The 17,935-nt window shown below is 74.5% G+C and carries 15 protein-coding genes; 12 read left to right on the top strand and 3 right to left on the bottom strand.

The annotated features are described in order from the left end of the window. Nucleotides 1-21 precede the first annotated feature (21 nt). The 5 genes from OG896_RS07630 to OG896_RS07610 all read left to right on the top strand — a co-directional run bounded on the left by OG896_RS07630 (nt 22) and on the right by OG896_RS07610 (nt 9,476). On the top strand, nt 22-3,093 hold the full coding sequence (locus OG896_RS07630; RefSeq protein ID WP_329363614.1) for a lantibiotic dehydratase: 3,072 nt from the start codon (nt 22-24) through the stop codon (nt 3,091-3,093). Continuing rightward, nucleotides 3,090-4,244, top strand: a complete 1,155-nt coding sequence (locus OG896_RS07625) for a lantibiotic dehydratase C-terminal domain-containing protein (RefSeq protein ID WP_329363613.1) — start codon at nt 3,090-3,092, stop codon at nt 4,242-4,244. Before OG896_RS07630 ends, OG896_RS07625 begins: the two co-directional genes overlap by 4 nt. A 1,382-nt stretch (nt 4,245-5,626) precedes the next feature. Then, on the top strand, nt 5,627-6,556 hold the full coding sequence (locus tag OG896_RS07620; RefSeq protein WP_329373787.1) for an ABC transporter ATP-binding protein: 930 nt from the start codon (nt 5,627-5,629) through the stop codon (nt 6,554-6,556). Then, the gene (locus tag OG896_RS07615) at nt 6,553-7,473 is read left to right on the top strand and encodes an ABC transporter permease (protein ID WP_329363611.1); all 921 of its coding nucleotides are present in this window, start codon (nt 6,553-6,555) and stop codon (nt 7,471-7,473) included. Before OG896_RS07620 ends, OG896_RS07615 begins: the two co-directional genes overlap by 4 nt. Then, on the top strand, nt 7,470-9,476 hold the full coding sequence (locus OG896_RS07610) for a TOMM precursor leader peptide-binding protein (protein ID WP_329363609.1): 2,007 nt from the start codon (nt 7,470-7,472) through the stop codon (nt 9,474-9,476). Before OG896_RS07615 ends, OG896_RS07610 begins: the two co-directional genes overlap by 4 nt. Before the next feature lie 121 nt (nt 9,477-9,597). Here OG896_RS07610 and OG896_RS07605 read toward each other — a convergent pair whose 3' ends face one another. After that, nucleotides 9,598-9,786 carry a thiazolylpeptide-type bacteriocin gene (locus tag OG896_RS07605; protein WP_093711265.1) on the bottom strand — a complete coding sequence of 63 codons (189 nt, stop codon included), beginning with the start codon at nt 9,784-9,786 and terminating at the stop codon, nt 9,598-9,600. A 216-nt stretch (nt 9,787-10,002) separates the two neighbouring features. Between OG896_RS07605 and OG896_RS07600 the strand changes: the two genes are divergently transcribed. From OG896_RS07600 to OG896_RS07570, 7 genes are all read left to right on the top strand, one after another. After that, nucleotides 10,003-11,289 carry an amidohydrolase gene (locus tag OG896_RS07600; protein WP_443056957.1) on the top strand — a complete coding sequence of 429 codons (1,287 nt, stop codon included), beginning with the start codon at nt 10,003-10,005 and terminating at the stop codon, nt 11,287-11,289. A 65-nt stretch (nt 11,290-11,354) separates the two neighbouring features. Continuing rightward, entirely contained in the window at nt 11,355-11,606 is a 252-nt protein-coding gene (locus OG896_RS07595) for a hypothetical protein (protein WP_329363605.1), read from the top strand. Between the two features lie 56 nt (nt 11,607-11,662). After that, nucleotides 11,663-11,983, top strand: coding sequence for a helix-turn-helix domain-containing protein (locus OG896_RS07590; protein ID WP_329373783.1), 321 nt, complete (start codon nt 11,663-11,665; stop codon nt 11,981-11,983). 82 nt (nt 11,984-12,065) lie between these two features. Next, entirely contained in the window at nt 12,066-12,569 is a 504-nt protein-coding gene (uraD, locus tag OG896_RS07585) for a 2-oxo-4-hydroxy-4-carboxy-5-ureidoimidazoline decarboxylase (RefSeq protein ID WP_329363603.1), read from the top strand. Continuing rightward, nucleotides 12,566-13,045, top strand: coding sequence for a hydroxyisourate hydrolase (gene uraH, locus OG896_RS07580; RefSeq protein ID WP_329363601.1), 480 nt, complete (start codon nt 12,566-12,568; stop codon nt 13,043-13,045). Before uraD ends, uraH begins: the two co-directional genes overlap by 4 nt. A gap of 2 nt (nt 13,046-13,047) precedes the next feature. Beyond that, on the top strand, nt 13,048-13,956 hold the full coding sequence (gene pucL, locus OG896_RS07575) for a factor-independent urate hydroxylase (RefSeq protein WP_329363599.1): 909 nt from the start codon (nt 13,048-13,050) through the stop codon (nt 13,954-13,956). Nucleotides 13,957-13,970: 14 nt separating this feature from the next. Then, the gene (locus tag OG896_RS07570; RefSeq protein WP_329363598.1) at nt 13,971-15,365 is read left to right on the top strand and encodes an 8-oxoguanine deaminase; all 1,395 of its coding nucleotides are present in this window, start codon (nt 13,971-13,973) and stop codon (nt 15,363-15,365) included. Nucleotides 15,366-15,618: 253 nt separating this feature from the next. On the opposite strand, the gene OG896_RS07565 is transcribed toward OG896_RS07570, so the two are convergent. Next, the gene (locus OG896_RS07565) at nt 15,619-16,113 is read right to left on the bottom strand and encodes a GNAT family N-acetyltransferase (RefSeq protein WP_329363596.1); all 495 of its coding nucleotides are present in this window, start codon (nt 16,111-16,113) and stop codon (nt 15,619-15,621) included. A 49-nt stretch (nt 16,114-16,162) separates the two neighbouring features. Further along, the gene (gene aceB / locus OG896_RS07560) at nt 16,163-17,782 is read right to left on the bottom strand and encodes a malate synthase A (RefSeq protein WP_329363595.1); all 1,620 of its coding nucleotides are present in this window, start codon (nt 17,780-17,782) and stop codon (nt 16,163-16,165) included. Nucleotides 17,783-17,935 lie beyond the last annotated feature (153 nt).

Raw genomic sequence — 17,935 nt, 5'->3', positions numbered from 1 at the left:
GTGATGAGAGATGTGGACGACGTGAGTGAGGCGAGCGCCACGCGCGCGAGCGATACCAGTACCAGCATCGGCACCAGTACCACTACCGGCACCAGCACCGGCACCACGGCAGGAGACGGCGCGGCGCGGAACTGGCTGCTGCACCGCCGCTTCGTGCTGCGCGTGGCCGGCCTGCCGGTGGAGGCCGTGGAGCGGCTGCGCGACCCGCGGGCACGCGCCTGGGCCGAGCAGGTGCTCGACGCGCAGGACCGGATCGACGCGCTCGCGGACGCGTTGGCGGACCCGCTGACCGCGCTGGTCGTGGCGACCGACGACGAACGGCAGCGCCGCCGTGTACTGGCCCTGCGCCGGGAGGTGTTCAACGGCAGGGTGCCGCGCGATCCCGACGCCGTACGGGAGTTGGCACGAGCCGCGGGCGGCGGAACCGGCGAACTGCTGGAGCGCTGGCTCACCGCTCGGCGCGAACTCGCCGGGGCCCTCGCCACCGGTGGCGGCCTGGTGGACGACGGACTCGCCGCGGCCCGGGCCGAGTTGCGGCGGCTCGCGGCCGAGGAGCGGCTGCGGCTCGGCCTGGTGCTGGCCTCGCCGACCCTCGACGGGCAACTGGACGCGTTCATCGCGGAAGGCGCGGCGGGGCCGGTGCCCGCACCGGACAAGCGGGCCCGGAAGAAGGAGCGGTCGCTGCTCTCGTACCTGTACCGCACGGCGTGCAAGACCAGCCCGTTCAGCACGTTCACGGCAGTGGCGGCGGGGGAGTTCGAGGAGCCGTCCGGCCAAGCGGACGAAGGGGCGACGGACGCGCGGGGCGAGCTGGGCGACGGCTGGAGCAGCCATCCCCGGCTGAACGTGGTGGTGCTGGCCCGGCTGGCGGAGCTGGTCGCCGCCGACCCGGACCGCCGCGCCGACCTGCCGGTCGCGGTGTCCGCCGGCTGGAACCTCGACGACGACCGGCTGCGCTACGTGCGCCGCTCGGTGACGACGGGCGACGACACCGCGGCGGTCAGCTTCGACGCCGCCCACGACCGGCTGTTCTTCCTGCGCCGCAGCGGCACCCTGGAGCGGATGCTCGGCCTCTTCGCCGGCGGCGCGACGCCCCGGTACGGCGACCTCGCCGACTGGCTCGCCGCCGAGACCGGTGCCGCGCCCGAAGAAGCCGCCCGCTACCCCGCGACCCTGCTGGATCTCGGCATCCTCCAGATGACCGGCCTTGACACCGACGTCCACACGCCGGACCCGCTGCGCTCCTTCCGGGCCGCGCTGCGGGCCCTGGACCGCCCCTGGGCCGATCGCGTCGCCGCCCGCCTCGCCGGCGCCGCCTCCTGCGTCGAGCGCTACGCCGCCGCCGACCTCGCCGGACGGCGCGCCCTGCTGCGTACCCTCCGCGGCGAACTGATCAGCGTGCAGAAGGAGTTGGGGGCCGACGCGCCGTCGCTCCCGCAGACGCTGCTCTACGAGGACGTACGCGCCGAGCCCGTGGGCGCCGACCTGGAGCGCTGGACCGAGCTGGCCGCGGCGCCGCTGCACGCCCTGACCCGGGTACTGCCCGCCTTCGACGTGGCGCTGCCGCAGCGGCTGGTGCTGAAGGGCTTCTTCCTGGCCCGGTACGGCCGCGGTGGGCGCTGCGACGACGTGCTGCGGCTGGTGCACGACTTCCACGAGGACATCTTCACGCAGTACCTCCAGTTCACGTCCACCAAGTCGCCCTGGGCGCCGGACGGTTCGGCCGCGCCGGAGGAGAACTGGCTGGGCCTGCCGGAGGTCACCGCGCTGGACCGGGCCAGGGCGGAGTTCACCCGCCGGATGCGCGAGGCGTGGCACGACCACCCTCCCGGCGCATGGGAGTTGCGGCTCGACGAAGCCACCGTGGACGCGGTCGCCGCCGAACTCGCCCCGCTCGCACCCGGGTTCACCCCGCACAGCCACTTCGTGCAGCTCGCCGAGCGCGACGGCGACCCGCTGGTGGTCCTCAACAACTCCTACGGCGGCCTGTGCTTCCCCTTCACCCGCTTCACCCACTGCTTCGACGGCGCGGAGGGCACGGGCGCGGACCCGGCCGAGGTCCCCGCCATCGGAACTCCCGCCGCCGGGACCCCTGCCGCCGGGACCCCCTCCACCGGCCCGGCCGCCGACGGCCTCAGCGCTGAGCTGCGCCGCACCCTGCGTGCCTGGCAGCCGCCCGGCGCGGTCTTCGCCGAGGTCACCGCCGGCTCCGCGACCACCAACCTCAACCTGCACGGGCGGCTCACCGACCACGAGATCGTCTGCCCGGGCGAGCGCGGCACCGGGTCCGCCGGAGCGCGGATCGACCTGGACGACCTGTACGCGGAACACGACGAGGCCACCGACCGGCTGGTGCTGCGCTCGCGCCGGCTCGGCCGCGAGGTCGTGCCGCTCTACCTCGGCTACCTGGTGCCCATGGTGCTGCCCGAAGTGCCGCGCACGCTGCTGCTCTTCTCGCCCACCTCCCGCGCCCGGCCCGACCTGTGGCGCGGTGTTCCGCAGGGCCCGGCGGTCGACGGAGTCACCGCCCGGCCCCGGGTGCGCTACCGCGGTCTGGTCCTGCACCGGCGCAGCTGGACCGCGGCGCCGGGCGCGCTGCCGGTGCGCGAGCCGGGCGCGGGCGAAGCCGCGTACTACCTCGCGTGGCAGCGCTGGCGGCGCCGGCACGGCCTGCCGGCACGGGTGTTCGCGACGGTACGGGAGGAAATGCCCGGCGGCGGGGGGCCGGCGGCGGCCTTCGGGGGCGGCGCCAAACCCGGCTACGTCGACTTCGACAGCCCGCTGTCCCTGATCGCTCTCGAAGCGCTCACCGGCGGCGGCCGGGCCCGCACGGTCTTCGAGGAGATGCTGCCGGCGGCGGACGAGCTGCACGTCCGCTCCGCACGCGGCCGCCATGTCGCCGAACTGGCCGTGGAGATCGTCCCCCGTCCGGCGGCGACCGCACCCACCCCGGCACCCACCCCGGCACCGACCCCGGCACCCGCCCCGACCCCGGCACCCGCCCCGACCCCGGCACCCGCCCCGACCCCGGCAGCCGCATCGGCGCCGGCACCCGCACCCGACCCGCACGGAAGGCAGGGCACGCGCGTATGACGACGATCCCGCACGGCGGCAGCACCGGCCCCGCCCCCGGCACTTCCGTGGCAGCCGACCCCGCCGGACCCGCTGACCCCGCCCGCCCGGCCGGCCCTGCCCGCCCCGCCGGGCCCGCCGATCCCCGGGGGGACTGGCAGGCGTACCACGTCTTCTACGCCGCCAGCACCCGCCCCTTCCTGCTCCAGTGCGCCCGGCCCCTGGTCGCCGAACTCACCCGCGACGGACTGCTGTCGGGGTGGTTCTTCATCAACTACTGGCTGGAGGGGCCGCACATCCGGCTGCGGCTGCGCCCCTCCTCGCCGCAGGCCGGGCCCGAGGTCGCCGCCCGCGCCGCCGCGGCCGTCGAGGACTTCCTCAAGCGCCGGCCCGCCCTGTACGAGGTCAAGGACGGCTTCCTCGCCGAGCTGTACAACACCCTCTTCGAGCTGGAGTACCCCGGCGGCGAGCGGGACCGCTTCACCGACGCGGCCGGCCGGATGCGGCTGCGCCCCAACAACTCCTTCGCCGCCGAGCCCTACGAGCCCGAGTACGGGAAGTACGGCGGCCCGGCCGGGGTCGAACTGGCCGAGTGGCACTTCCAGCGCTCCAGCGAGCTGGTGGTCGACGCGGCGGCCACCATGAACCTGCACGTGCGGACCGTACTGCTGGGCACGGCCGCGCAGTTGATGATGACCATGGCCGGGTGCCTGCTGCCCGGCGAGACCGCGCTGCTCACCTTCCTCGACCGCTACCACGAGTTCTGGAACTCCGCCTTCACCGGCACCAACTTCACCGCCAGCGACGGCTACGACCGCGCCTACCAGGCCATGGGCACCGCGCTGCCGCACCGCTTCCAGGAGATCCGGCGGGCCACCGCGCGGCCCGCGCTCGACCGGCTGCCCGGCTTCCTTCGCGGCTGGGCCGAGCACGGCCTCGAACTGCGCGAGCGGGTATCGGAGTTGGCCCGCTCCGGCGACCTGGTCTTCCGTTCCTGGGACGGCAGCCGGGACCTGCCGGTGGACGACCCCGATCAGGCCCTGCCGATGCTCGCCTCGCCCTACCTGCACATGACCAACAACCGGCTGTCGGTCAGCGTCCGCGACGAGGCGTACCTCTCCTACGTGCTCGGCCGCGCGCTTCGCGAGCCCCGCCCCGCGGTGACCCCGTGACGACCGTCGGCGGCTTCCTCGACATGCGGCCCGCCGTGCGCGACGACGTGACCGTCGGGCCGGCCCTGACCCGCGGCCCCAAGGTGGTCCACCTCGTCAAGGACCCGCTGACCGGGGCGCGGTTGGAGGTCGGCGGGAAGGAGCGGTTCCTGATCGTCCGGCTGGACGGCTCGAAGTCGCTCACCGAGATCGGCGCGGAGTACGCCGCCGCGTACGGCACGCGGCTGGGCGAGGCGCAGTGGACGCAGATCCTGCGGATGCTCTCGCTCCGGGGCCTGCTGGCCGCCGCCCGGCCGCCCCAAACGCCCTCGGGTGCGGCCGAGGACCGGGCGAGGGCCGCCGACACCCGCCCGCGGCAGGGGAGTTGGCTCGGCGGGCGGACGCGGCTGGTGGCGGACGCCGGGTCGGCGATGGACCGGCTGCACCAGGCGACGGGGTTCGCGCGCCGGCCGGCGGTGCTGGGCCCGCTGCTCGTACTGTGCGCCGCGCTGCTCGTCGCGGAGGCCGTCCGGTTCGGTCAACTGGCCGACGCCACACGCCGGTTGTTCCAGCAGCCGGTGGCGCTGGTGGCGGTCGGCTGCGTGCTGTGGCTGAGCCTGGCGCTGCACGAACTGGCACACGGTCTGGTGGCCCGCGGGTACGGGCTGAAGGTGGCCGAGATCGGCCTGCGGCGCCGCGCGGGCTTCATGACGTACCTGTACTGCGAGGTCGAGGACGTCCAGTTCCTCGGCCGGCGCGGGCCGCAGGTCGCCGTGGCGATGGCCGGGGTGGTGGCGAACCTGGTCTACCTGCTGCCGTTCTGGGTGGTGTGGGCGCTGCTGCCGGGCGGTGCCCAGGCGGAGCCCTTCTTCGGCGGACTGCTGCTGCTCGGCACCGCCATGGGACTGCTCAACCTCGTGCCACTGCCGCCGCTGGACGGCTACAAGGCGCTCGGCTACGCGCTGGGTGCCCTGCGGCTGGCCCCGGAGAGCCGCGCCTACCTGCGGCTGGCGGTCTCCGCCGCGCTGCGCCGCCCGGGCGCCCGCGCGGCGACCGCCGCCTACCCCGCCAGGTCACGCCGCGTCCTCGGTGGATACGCCCTGCTGGGCGCCCTGTTCACCCTCGCCGCCCTCGCCGCGGCGGGCCTGCTGTGCGCGGTGGCCCTGCCCGCGCGCTACGACACCTGGACGCCCTTCCTGCCGCTCGCCGCCGTGGCCGCGGCCCTCCTGCTCCGCCCGCTCGGCCTGCGCGCCGCCGCCAGGCGCGCGTCCGCCACGCGGACCGCTGCCGACCCCGACCCGGGCGGCCCTTCGGCGCCGGCCGCCGCGGCGCCCGCCCGGCCCGTCCCGGCCGGCGGACCCAGCAGCCCCGTACCCGCCCCGCAGACGCGAGAGAAAGGCCGTATGAACAGAGCCGACGACCCGTCACCACCCGCTGTGGTGCTGGACGGTGTGACGAAGAGCTACGACGGGGTGCGTGCCCTGGACGGGGTGTCGCTGACGGTGGGCCACGGCGAGTTCTTCGGGATTCTCGGGCCGAACGGCGCCGGGAAGACCACGCTGGTGGAGATCGTGGAGGGCATGCGGAAGGCCGACGCGGGCACCGTCGAGGTGCTCGGCCGGTCGCCCTGGCCGCGTAGCACCGCGCTGCTGCGGCGGATCGGCGTACAGACGCAGACCTCCGCGTTCTTCACCCGGCTGACCGCGGTCGAGCACCTGGAGACCGTGGCCGCGCTGCACGGCCTGGAACGGTCGGCGGCCGGCCGGGCCATCGAGTCGGTGGGGCTGGCGGCCAAGGCCCGCAGCCGGGTCGACGACCTGTCCGGCGGCCAGCGGCAGCGGCTCGCCCTGGCCACCGCGCTGGTGCACGACCCCGAGCTGATCTTCCTGGACGAGCCGACCGCCGCGCTGGACCCGGAGGCCCGCAGGTCGCTGTGGGGGCTGCTGCGCGAACTGCGCGGCCAGGGCCGCACCATCGTGTACACCACGCACTACCTCGACGAGGCCGAGGCGCTGTGCGACCGGGTGGCGATCATCGCGGGCGGGCGGGTGGCCGCGCTGGACACCCCCGCCGCCCTGGTCCGCTCGCTCGCGGCGCCGGCCCGGCTGCTGGTGCCCGCCGACCGGATCACGCCGGAGCAGGCCCGCGCCATCGAGGGCGTGGACCGGGTGCTGGTGGAGGGCGGCGAGGTGGTGATCGAGACCCGCGTGGCCAACCGGGTGCTGGTCGCGGTCGGCGCCTTCGTGGACATGGACGCGATCCGGACCAGGACCGCGACCCTCGAAGACGCCTACCTGCGGCTGACCGGAGCCGGAACGGAGCTGGGCAGATGACCGCCACGACCCCGAGCACACCGAGCACACCGAGTACACCGAGCAACCCGAGCACCCCCACCGACCCTGACGAGTCCGCCGACCTCAAGGACCCCACCGACCCGAGCACATCGAAGGGCTCCACCCCCGGCCCCACCCCCGGCGGCAGCACGCGCGGCACCCGCAGCACCGCCTATGCCGCGCTGACCAGAGCCGCGTTCCTCGCCTCCGTCCGCGACCGGACCACGGTCTTCTTCACCTTCGCCTTCCCGCTGGTCTTCCTGGCGGTGTTCGGGCTGCTCTTCCGCGGCCAGAAGGTCGACGGCGGACTGCCGTACATCAACTACGTGGCGCCGGGCGTGCTGTCGTGGGGCGTCGGCAACGCGGCCCTGTTCGGGCCCGCGTTCGCGCTGATGCACTGGCGGCGCGACGACATCCTGCGGCTGGTGTGGCGGACCCCGACCCCGCTTCCCACGGTGCTCGGGTCGCGGTTCGCGGTCGCGGTCGGAGTGGGGCTGTGCCAGGCGGTGCTGTTCACGGCGGTGGCGGTGCTGCCGGTGTTCGGGCTGCACCTGGCGGGCGACTGGCCGCTGGCGCTGCCCTTGCTGGTGCTCGGCGTGGCCGCGTTCCTCGCGCTCGGCCTGGTGGTGGGCAGCCTCGCCAACACCCCCGAGGCGGTCGCGGCGATCGCGAACTTCGTGATGGTGCCGATGGCGTTCCTGTCCGGCGCGTTCTATCCGGCGGACCTGCTGCCGGGCTGGATACAGGCGTTCTCCTGGGTGCTGCCGCTGCGCTTCCTCGACCACGGGCTGACCGACGTGCTCGCCGGCCGCGACGGGCTCGGCCGCTACGCCCTGGACTGCGCGGGCCTGATCGGATTCACCGTCCTGTTCGGGCTGATCGCGGCCCGCGTCTTCCGTTGGAGCAACCGGACATGACCGCCCCGACCGCAGCACTCCCCGCCGCCGCGTGGGCCGCAGCCCCGGGCATCGAAGCAGCCGGGCGGGAACTGGAACGGCAGTTGGCGGCACGCGCCGCCGCTGCCGGGCTGCCCGCGCCCGCGGTGGCCGTCATCGGCGGCCACGACCTGTTGCGGCCCGACCCCGAACCGCCCGAGCAGGCCCAACGCCGGGCCGCGGCGACGGTGCACCTGGCCCCGGACGCGGTGCTGGTCGGCCCCTGGGGCGCGGGGCCGGATGCCACCGCGCCGCACGCCGGCGAACCTCGGCCCGGCGGTGACGGCGCCTGCGGCTGCTGCCTCGCCGTGCGCTGGCAGCGGCTGCGCACCCGGACCGAGCGGGAGGCGCTGGAGGCCGGGCGGAGCGGCCTGACCGCGGCGGGCCGCTGGCCGGTGCTCCCGGACTGCACCGTCGACGCCGTGTGGGCGCTGTACGTGTGGGCGGTCGCCACCCCCAGGCCGCCCCATGCCGACGGTCTGGCCCGGGTCACCCGGCACGACCTGGAGACCGGCCGCCCGCACACGGTGCCGCTGCTCGCCGACCCGCTGTGCGCCCACCACGGACCGGCGTCGTCCCCCCACCCCGGCGAGCGGGGCGGTTCGGGGATCTCACCGCGGCCGAAGCCCGCCGCCGACCGGTACCGGCTGCGCACCCCGGAGTCGTACGCGCTGCCGACCGAGGCGCTGGCCAACCCGGTCTGCGGGGTGCTCGGCGCCGGCACCTGGAACGACGTGACCTCGCCGACCACCGCCCCCGTCGCGGGCTCGGTCTTCATGCGCGGCTACGCCGGACTGACCGACGTGACCTGGAGCGGCCAGGCCAACTCCTTCGCGGCCAGCCGTGAACTCGCCTTCCTGGAGGGCCTGGAGCGGTACGCGGGCACCCACCGCCGGGACCGTACGGCGCCGCGCGTCGCGTCCCTCGACGACCTCGCCGCACGCGGCGAACCGGCCCTGGACCCGCGCAACTGCGGCCTGTACGCGCCGCGGACCTACCGCGACGACCCGATGGTGCACCCCTTCGACCCGGGCCGGCCGATCCCGTGGGTGTACGGCCACTCGCTGCGCGACGACCGGCCCGTGCTGGTGCCGGCCCGGCTGGCGTACTACAGCGCGGGCACCGCCGCCGACGACTTCGTCTACGAGTGCTCCAACGGCTGCGCGATCGGAAGCTGCCTGGAGGAGGCGATCCTCTTCGGACTGCTCGAACTCATCGAGCGCGACGCCTTCCTGCTCGGCTGGTACGGCAACGCGCCGCTGCCGGAGATCGACCTCGCGTCGTGCGACAGCCGGGTGCTGCGCGCGATGATCGACCGGGCCGCCCTGTGCGGCTACGACGTGCACGTCTACGACAACCGGATCGACCTGCCGGTGCCGGTCGCCACCGGGCTCGCGGTGCGGCGCGACGGCGGGCCCGGCACGTTCGCGTTCGCCGCGGGGGCCGCCCTCGACCCCCTCGCCTCGGTGGAGTCGGCGGTCTCGGAGATCCTCACCTACCTGCCGCACCTGCCCCGCCAGGTCGCCGAGCGGCCGGCCGAACTCGCCGCGATGGCCGAGGACTTCACGCTGGTGCGCCGACTTCCCGACCACGCCGCGCTGTTCGGGCTGCCGCGGATGCGCGAGCACGTGCGCGGCTACCTGGAGCCGCCGGTGACCAGGACGTTCGCCGAGACCTACGACGGCTGGGAACGGCGCCGGCCACGCGGCCTCGACCTGCGGGAGGACGTCCTGTGGTGCACCGGCGAACTGGCCGCGGCCGGGTCCGACGTGATCGTGGTCGACCAGACCACCGCGGAGCAGCGGAGGTTGGGCCTGCGCACGGTCTGCACGATCGCGCCCGGGCTGCTGCCGATCGACTTCGGCTGGACCCGGCAGCGGGCGCTGACCATGCCGCGGCTGCGGACCGCCCAGCGCCGGGCGGGGATGCGCGGCGACGACCTGGCGGAGGAGGAGGTGCGCGCCGTGCCGCACCCGTTCCCGTAGGGCCGTCGGGAGCGTCGGGGCCGCCAGGACTGCTGGGGCCGCGACGTGACTGCGCCGAATCATGCGGAGGGGCCCGCGGGCCGGTGTTCCCGGCGCGCGGACCCCGTGTCGGCCCCGACGATCAGGCGGTGCAGCTGGTGGTGCTGGTGGTGCTGGAGCAGGTGCTGGTGCTGGAGCAGCTCGTGGAGGAGCCCAGCATGACCTCGCTCGCGTCGGAGTAGTCGGTGATCTCGAACGTCTCGGACTCCAGCTCCAGGATCTCCTGGGCAAGGGAGGCGAGCGGCGTGTCCAGCTTGGAGATGTCAGCCATGGTGACTCCTTCTCGTCGACAGCGGGCCCGGCCACGTAGCGGCCGCAGCGTCCTTTCTACGCGCGTCCACTGGCGGAACCGCCCGCCGACCGCTGTCACTTCGCTGGCACGCCCCGAACCGGCCCCCGCCGCAAGGTCCACCGGCCCGTTGCCCACCGGCCCGCGGCCCGCCGTCCGCTCCGCCGTAGCGCCCGACTGCCGTGCAAGGAGAGCCACTTGAGCCCGCAGGAGACGTTCGAGGAGGCCACCGCGAACGTGCTCGGGCCGGCCGCCGGGTTCTACGCCGACGTGCACCGCCACCCCGAGCTGTCCGGCGCCGAGCGGCGCACCGCCGACCGCTTTGCGCGCTGGCTGTCCGGCGCGGGGTACGACGTCACCCCGGGGGTCGGCGGGCACGGCGTGGTCGGGGTGCTGCGCAACGGCCCGGGCCCGGTGGTGCTGGTGCGGGCCGAACTGGACGCGCTGCCGCTGCGCGAGGAGACCGGGCTGCCGTACGCGAGCACGGTGGGCGATCCGGCCCCGGCGATGCACGCTTGCGGGCACGACGCGCACCTGGCGTGCGCGGCGGGCGCGGCCACGGTGCTCGCCGGGGCCGCCGACCGGTGGCGCGGCACCCTGGTGGTGGTCGGCCAGCCCGCGGAGGAGACGCTGACCGGCGCCGCCGCGATGCTCGCCGACGGTCTCTACGAGCGCTTCCCCGCCCCCGGCGTGGTGCTGGCGCAGCACACGGTGCCGCTGCCCGCCGGGATGGTGGCGCACGGCGACGGGCCGCTGCTGGCGGCGAGCCGCACGGTGGAGATCGTCTTGCACGGACGCGGCGGGCACGCGGGGGCGCCCCAGCTGGCGGTGGACCCGGTGGTGGCCGCTGCGGCGCTGGTCGGGCGGCTCCAGACGGTGGTGTCCCGCGAGACCGGCCCGGGCGAGCCGCTGGTGCTCACCGTGGGCGCGCTGCACGCGGGCGGCGCCGGGAACGTCATCCCGGACCGGGCCACGATGGAGGTCACCCTGCGGGCCTTCGCCCCGGCCACCCTGGATCGCGCCCTGGCGGCCGTGACCCGGATGGCGCATGCCGAGGCCGCCGCCGCGGGGGCCGAGCGGCCGCCGGAGCTCCGGGAGCTGTCCGGGTCGGCGGTGACCGCGAGCGACCCGGGCGTGGCCGCGCGGCTGCGGCAGGCGCACGAGGCGGCCTTCGGCGCCGGCCGGGTCACGCGCTGGCAGCCGTCGACGGCGACCGAGGACTTCCCGCTGCTGGGCGCGGCGGGCGTCGATCTGCACGGCGTGGCCGGCGTCGCGACCGGCTACTGGATGCTCGGCAGCGTCGGGCCCGGCCAGTGGGCGGCGGCCGGCGACAGCGCCGAGCGCCGGCTCGCGGAAGTGCCGGGCAACCACTCCGCCCGCTTCCGCCCGCACGCCCGGTTGACGCTGGTGACCGGCATCCGGGCGATGGCGGTCGCCGCGGCGGCCCACCTCGCCGGGCCGGACGGCGGACCCCAGGTCGGTTAAGGTCGCCTGCGAGTCGCCCTCCGCGGTGGAGGGCAGAAGAAGCCGCAGCCACCGTGGGGGCCGTCGTGAGAATGAGGCTGGAGTTCACCACCGAGCCGTTCGACCTGGAGGAGCCGCCCGCACACGCGTTGGCGGCGCGTGAGGTGCTGGGGGCCGGGACGCTGGAGGCGATCGACGTCGGCCCGTTCGGCAACACCGCCGAGGGCACCGAGGACGCGGTGGTCGAGGCGGTCGCGGAGCTGCTGCGCCGTACCGCGGCGGCCGGTGCCACCCGTATCTCGCTCCAGGTCAGCGTGCTCGGCGAGGAGCCGCGGTGAGCGGCGACGCGCAGCGGCACGCCTTCGTCGCCGCCGTGCAGCCGCTGGTGGACGCGATGGGCGGGCGGGCGCTGCCGCCCGACCAGGCCCGCGGCGACGACGTGGTGCTGAGCTGGGAGGGCGAGCCGGCGGTCGCGGTGCGGCTGCCGCATCTGGCCGACTCGCTCGACCACCTGCTCGCCGACCTGCGCCGCCGGCACGGCCCGCTCGCCGAGCTGGGCCGCAAGGAGAAGCAGACCGTGGTGCGCATCCTGGAGGAGCGCGGCGCCTTCTCGGTGCGACACGGCGTGGAGACCGTCGCGTCGGCCCTCGGGGTCAGCCGTTTCACCGTGTACAACTACCTGAACAGGGAGAACGCGGCCCGCGACCCGAAGTGACCGCGCTGCGAGCCGTGTTCGCGGCCAGAAGTTTTTCAACAAACTGTTGACGTCCGCGCGCGACGGCTCGTAGCTTGCGGGGGTGACAACCAGCGCTTCGCCGGGCCTGGCCCGGTTCAACGCGGCCCCCGACCGCGCCGCCGCCGACCTGCTGCACGACGTGTGCGCCAGCCGGGCCTGGGGCGCGGCGGTGTCCGCCGGACGGCCGTACGCCCGCCTCGACGACCTGCTCGCGGCGAGCGACGATGCGATGGCGGCGCTCACCGCCGCCGACCTCGGCGAGGCGATGTCCGGCCATCCGCCGATCGGCCGCCCCACCCCGGGCGACCCGACGTCGGCGCGCGAGCAGCGCGGGGTCGGCGACAGCGAGCGGGCCGAACTCCTCCGGCTCAACCTCGCCTACCAGGACGCCCACGGCCATGTCTTCCTGATCTGCGCCACCGGCCTGACCGGGGCGCAGATGCTGGCCGCCCTCAAGGAGCGGATCGGCAACGACCCGGACACCGAACGCGAGATCGTCCGGGCCGAACTGGGAAAGATCAACCGGATCAGGCTCACCCGCCGCACCGAGGAGGACCCGGCATGACGGCAGCGCAGGACCCGGCGACCCCGGCGACCCCGGCAGGCCCGCCCGACGCGGCGGCGGACGGGACCGGCCCGGCCGCCCCGCGGCACCCCGTCTCGGTGTCCACCCACATCCTCGACACCAGCGTCGGGCGGCCCGCGGCCGGAGTCGGCGTCGAACTGTCCGTCAGGACCGGGCCCGACGCGCCCTGGAGCGCGCACGGCGCCTCGGCCACCGACGCCGACGGCCGCTGCAAGGACCTGCCCGACCCGCCCGAGCACACCACGCACGTACGGCTCCGCTTCGCCGTGGAGCCCTACCTCACCCACCAAGCCGAGGCCCAGCAGGACGCCCCCCGCGCGGACCGAGCCGGTCCAAGGGACAGCGGAGTGTTCTTCCCGGAGGTGGCGATCGTCTTCGCGGTCGCGCCCGGCGAGCACTATCACGTACCGCTGCTGCTCAATCCGTTCGGCTACTCCGTATACCGAGGGAGCTAGCGATGACCGCAGAGACAAGCCCTGCCCGCCTCACCCGCCTTGGCCAGAACCAGTACGGCAAGGCCGAGGTCCGGGTGGTCCGGGTGGTCCGCGACGGGGACACCCACCACCTGAAGGACCTCAACGTGTCGGTGGCGCTGTCCGGCGCCATGGACGCCGTCCACCTCTCCGGCTCCAACGCCAACGTGCTGACCACCGACGCCACCAAGAACACCGTCTACGCCTTCGCGCAGAAGCACGGCGTCGAGTCCGCGGAGACCTTCGCGATCCACCTGGCCCGGCACTTCGTCAGCAGCCAGGACTCGATCCACCGGGCCCGCATCCGCGTCGAGGAGTACTCCTGGGACCGGATCGGCCCGCCGGAGCGCGGCCACTCCTTCGTCCGCGACGCCCGCGAGACCCGCACCACCGAGGTCGGCTACGACGGCGAGCGCTGGCAGGTGATTTCCGGCCTGAAGGACATGGTGGTGCTCAACTCGACCGACTCCGAGTTCTGGGGCTACGTCAAGGACGACTACACCACCCTGAAGGAGACCTACGACCGCATCCTCGCCACCGAGGTCAACGCCCGCTGGCGGTTCGCCTGGAGCGGCGACGACCAGCCCGCGCCGGCCTGGGAGGAGGAGTACGCGCGGGTCCGCGGCCACCTGCTGGCCGCGTTCGCGGAGACGTACTCGCTCTCGCTCCAGCAGACCCTGTACAGCATGGGCGCGCGGGTCATCGAGCACACGCCGGGCGTGGACGAGATACGGCTGTCGCTGCCGAACAAGCACCACTTCCTGGTCGACCTCGAACCGTTCGGCCTGAAGAACGACAACGAGGTCTACTACGCCGCCGACCGCCCGTACGGCCTCATCGAGGGCACCGTGCTGCGCGAGGGCGCCGAAGCCGCGATCCCGGTGACGGACTGAGAGAGGCGGACACCATGACCGAGCAGGACCCCGCGCGGCCGGCCCCGCGCCTGGTGATCGAGAACTGCGCGATCGCCACCGTCGACGCCGACGGCACCGAGTACGACTCCGGGCACGTCGTCGTGGCCGGCGGCGTCATCGAGTCGGTCGGCGCAGGACCCGCGCCCGCCGGACTCGCCGACGTCGCCCGCCGGATCGACGGCACCGGGCACCTGGCCACCCCCGGCCTGGTCAACACCCACCACCACTTCTACCAGTGGCTCACCCGCGGCCTGGCCCAGGACAGCAACCTGTTCAACTGGCTGGTCGAGCTGTACCCGACCTGGGCCCGGATCGACGAACCCATGGTGCACACCGCCGCGTCGGGATCGCTGGCGATGATGGTCCGCGGCGGTGTCACCACCGCGATGGACCACCACTACGTCTTCCCGCGCGGCGCCGGCGACCTGCTCGGCGCGGAGATCCGGGCCGCGGCCGACCTCGGCGTGCGCTTCACCGCCGCCCGCGGCTCGATGGACCGCGGCACGTCCGACGGCGGGCTGCCGCCGGACTTCGCGGTGGAGAGCACCGAGGAGGCGCTGCTGGCCACCGAGGCCGCGATCGACGCCCACCACGACGCGTCCTTCGGCTCGATGCTGCAGATCGCTGCCGCGCCCTGCTCGCCGTTCTCCGTCTCCACCGAACTGATGCGGGAGGCGGCCCGGTTGGCCCGCCGCAAGGGGGTGCGGCTGCACACCCACGGCAGCGAGACCGTGGAGGAGGAGAAGTTCTGCCACGAGCTGTTCGGCATGGGCCCGACGGACTACTTCGAGTCCACCGGCTGGCTCGGCGACGACGTGTGGATGGCGCACTGCGTGCACATGAACGACTCCGACATCGCCGCCTTCGCCCGCACCGGCACCGGAGTGGCGCACTGCCCGTCCTCCAACGCCCGGCTGGCCGCCGGGATCGCGCGGGTGCCGGACATGCTCGCCGCGGGCGTCCCGGTCGGCCTCGGCGTGGACGGCACCGCCTCCAACGAGTCCGGCGAGCTGCACACCGAACTGCGCAACGCGCTGCTGATCAACCGGCTCGGCGGCGGCGAGAAGGCGCTCAACGCCCGGCAGGCGCTGCGGCTGGGCACCTACGGCGGCGCCCAAGTACTGGGCCGGGCAACGGAGATCGGCTCCCTGGAGGCCGGCAAGCTCGCCGACCTGGTGCTGTGGAAGCTCGACGGCATCGGGCACGCGTCCATCGCCGACCCGGTCGCGGCGCTGGTCTTCGGCGCGGCGGCCCCGGTCACCCTCTCGCTGGTGGGCGGCCGCCCGGTGGTGGAGGACGGCCGGCTCACCCGGGTCGACGAAGACGCCATCGCGAAGCTGACCCGCAGCGAGGCCCGCCGCCTCGCACACATCGCCGGACTGGCCTGACCGCCCCGGCGGTTCGGCCGCTCGGCGCCGCGCCGCGCGGGTCGCCGCGCCATGGCGGCCGGCACCGGTGAAGACGACCGGTCGGGGAGGGACGGCCCCCGACCGGTGGCCGGGCCCTGTCCTGAACAGGCCCCGGCGACAGCGCCCCCGGGCCCGGAGATCCGATCCGGATCGCCGGTGCCCGGGGGCGCTGTGCCGTGCGCCGGCCCGTGGCGCGGGCCGCCCGGCCGGCGGCCGTGAGCGCCCAACCTCCTTACGGCTCCAGCGACTTGTACATGATGTGCAGCCCCACGTAGCCCAGCCGCGGGTGCCGGAAGCCCTCGGGCACGGTGCCGATGACCTCGAAACCCAGCGACCGGTAGAGCCGCACCGCGGGGGTGTTGGACGCCACCACCGCGTTGAACTGCATCCCGCGGTAGCCGGCCGCCGCCGCCCAGGCCAGCGCCTCCTCGCACAGCGCCCGCCCCACACCCCGCCCGGAGTGCGCCGGGTCGACCATGAAGCTGGCACTGGCGACGTGGGCCGCGTTCCCCATCTGGTTCGGGTTCATCTTCGCGGTGCCGAGGACCGCGCCCGACCCGGCGACGGCCACGACCGTACGGCCGGGCGGCGTGAGCATCCAGTAGCCGCGGCCCACCTCCTCGGTGAGGTCCACCGGGTAGCTGAACGTCTCGCCCCGCGCGCAGATCCCGTGCAGGAACGGCCAGATCAGCGGCCAGTCCGCGGCCGTCGCGTCGCGTATCTCCACCGTGTCGCGTCCTTCCCTCGTGTCGCGCACCTCCGGGTTCGGCACGCGTCTACCCGACCAGCCGCTGGTAGGCGGGCAGGGTCAGGAAGTCGACGTACTCCGTGTCGAGCGCGGTGCGGATCAGCAGGTCGTGCGCCTCGGCCCACTTCCCGGCGGCGAAGGCGTCCTCGCCGATCTCGTCCCGGATCGCGAGGAGTTCGTCGGCGGCGACCTGGCGGGCCAGCTCGGGGGTGGCCTTCTCGCCGTTGTCGAAGACGACCCCGGTGTTGGTCCACTGCCAGATCTGCGAGCGGGAGATCTCCGCGGTGGCCGCGTCCTCCATCAGGTTGAAGATCGCCACCGCGCCCGAACCGCGCAGCCACGCCTCGATGTAGCGGATGCCGACCTGGACCGCGTTGCGCAGGCCCTCGTAGGTCGGGCGGGCGTCGAGCGAGGCGATGTCGATGAGTTCGGCGGCGGTGACGTGCACGTCCTCGCGCAGCCGGTCCTTCTGGTGCGGCCGGTCGCCCAGCACCGCGTCGAAGGAGGCGCGGGCGATCGGCACCAGGTCGGGGTGGGCCACCCAGGAGCCGTCGAAGCCGTCGGCGGCCTCGCGGTCCTTGTCCGCCTTGACCTTCTCGAAGGCCACCTTGTTGACCTCGGGGTCGCGCCGGGACGGGATGAACGCCGCCATGCCGCCGATCGCGTGCGCGCCGCGCTTGTGGCAGGTGCGCACCAGCAGTTCGGTGTAGGCGCGCATGAACGGCGCGGTCATCGTCACCGCGTTGCGGTCCGGCAGCACGAACCGCGCGCCGCCGTCCCGGAAGTTCTTCACGATCGAGAACAGGTAGTCCCAGCGGCCCGCGTTGAGCCCGGAGGCGTGCTCGCGCAGCTCGTAGAGGATCTCCTCCATCTCGTAGGCGGCGGTGATGGTCTCGATCAGCACGGTGGCGCGGACGGTGCCGCGCGGGATGCCGACGTAGTCCTGGGCGAAGACGAACACGTCGTTCCACAGCCGGGCTTCGAGGTGCGACTCGGTCTTCGGCAGGTAGAAGTACGGGCCCTTGCCGAGGTCCAGCAGGCGCTGGGCGTTGTGGAAGAAGTACAGGCCGAAGTCGACCAGCCCGCCGGGGATCTGCTCGCCGTCGACGGTCAGGTGCCGCTCGCCGAGGTGCCAGCCGCGCGGGCGCACCACGACGGTGGCCAGTTCGGCCGCGTCCTTCAGGGCGTAGCTCTTGCCCTGCGGGGAGGTGAAGTCGATCCGGCGCTCGTAGGCGTCGATCAGGTTGATCTGCCCGCCGATGACGTTCTCCCAGGTGGGGGCGGAGGCGTCCTCGAAGTCGGCGAGCCAGATCCGGGCGCCGGAGTTGAGCGCGTTGATCGTCATCTTGCGGTCGGTGGGGCCGGTGATCTCCACCCGGCGGTCCTGCAACGCGGCCGGGGCCGGCGCCACCTGCCAGTCGCCGTCGCGGATGTGCGCCGTCTCCGGCAGGAAGTCGAGGGCGGCGGTGCGGGCGATCTCGGCGCGGCGCTCCTTGCGGAGGGCGAGCAACTCGTCGCGGCGGGCGGCGAAGTGCCGGTGGAGCTCGGCGAGGAAGGTGAGGGCCTCGGGGGTCAGCACCTCCTCCGAGCGGGGTACGGGCCCGGCGGCCTCGGAGACGACGGCCGGGGACGGCGCGCTTGCTGACATGCGGGTCACTCCTCCGTAGAGCAAGGGTGGCACGGGGTGCCGGGGCGCGCCGGAGCGCGCTCGCTTCTGCAAGGTGGAGCATAGTTTTCGCTGTGCGGAAGTTCAACGTTTTGTGGCACGCCGTGCAGTGTCGGATCGCGGTCCGCCCGGTGT

The sequence above is a fragment of the Streptomyces sp. NBC_00669 genome, assembly GCF_036226785.1.
Classification (GTDB): domain Bacteria; phylum Actinomycetota; class Actinomycetes; order Streptomycetales; family Streptomycetaceae; genus Actinacidiphila.
The sequence above is the reverse complement of the archived record's forward strand: the minus strand, read 5'-3'. Positions and strand labels throughout refer to the sequence as shown.

Bases quoted from the DNA above. Each gene is read 5' to 3' on its own strand.
- uraH (WP_329363601.1), top strand. From the start codon at position 12,566: ATGACGGCAGCGCAGGACCCGGCGACCCCGGCGACCCCGGCAGGCCCG.
- OG896_RS07610 (WP_329363609.1), top strand. From the start codon at position 7,470: ATGACCGCCCCGACCGCAGCACTCCCCGCCGCCGCGTGGGCCGCAGCC.
- OG896_RS07620 (WP_329373787.1), top strand. From the start codon at position 5,627: ATGAACAGAGCCGACGACCCGTCACCACCCGCTGTGGTGCTGGACGGT.
- OG896_RS07590 (WP_329373783.1), top strand. From the start codon at position 11,663: ATGGGCGGGCGGGCGCTGCCGCCCGACCAGGCCCGCGGCGACGACGTG.
- OG896_RS07625 (WP_329363613.1), top strand. From the start codon at position 3,090: ATGACGACGATCCCGCACGGCGGCAGCACCGGCCCCGCCCCCGGCACT.
- pucL (WP_329363599.1), top strand. From the start codon at position 13,048: ATGACCGCAGAGACAAGCCCTGCCCGCCTCACCCGCCTTGGCCAGAAC.
- OG896_RS07570 (WP_329363598.1), top strand. From the start codon at position 13,971: ATGACCGAGCAGGACCCCGCGCGGCCGGCCCCGCGCCTGGTGATCGAG.
- OG896_RS07605 (WP_093711265.1), bottom strand. From the start codon at position 9,786: ATGGCTGACATCTCCAAGCTGGACACGCCGCTCGCCTCCCTTGCCCAG.
- aceB (WP_329363595.1), bottom strand. From the start codon at position 17,782: ATGTCAGCAAGCGCGCCGTCCCCGGCCGTCGTCTCCGAGGCCGCCGGG.
- OG896_RS07615 (WP_329363611.1), top strand. From the start codon at position 6,553: ATGACCGCCACGACCCCGAGCACACCGAGCACACCGAGTACACCGAGC.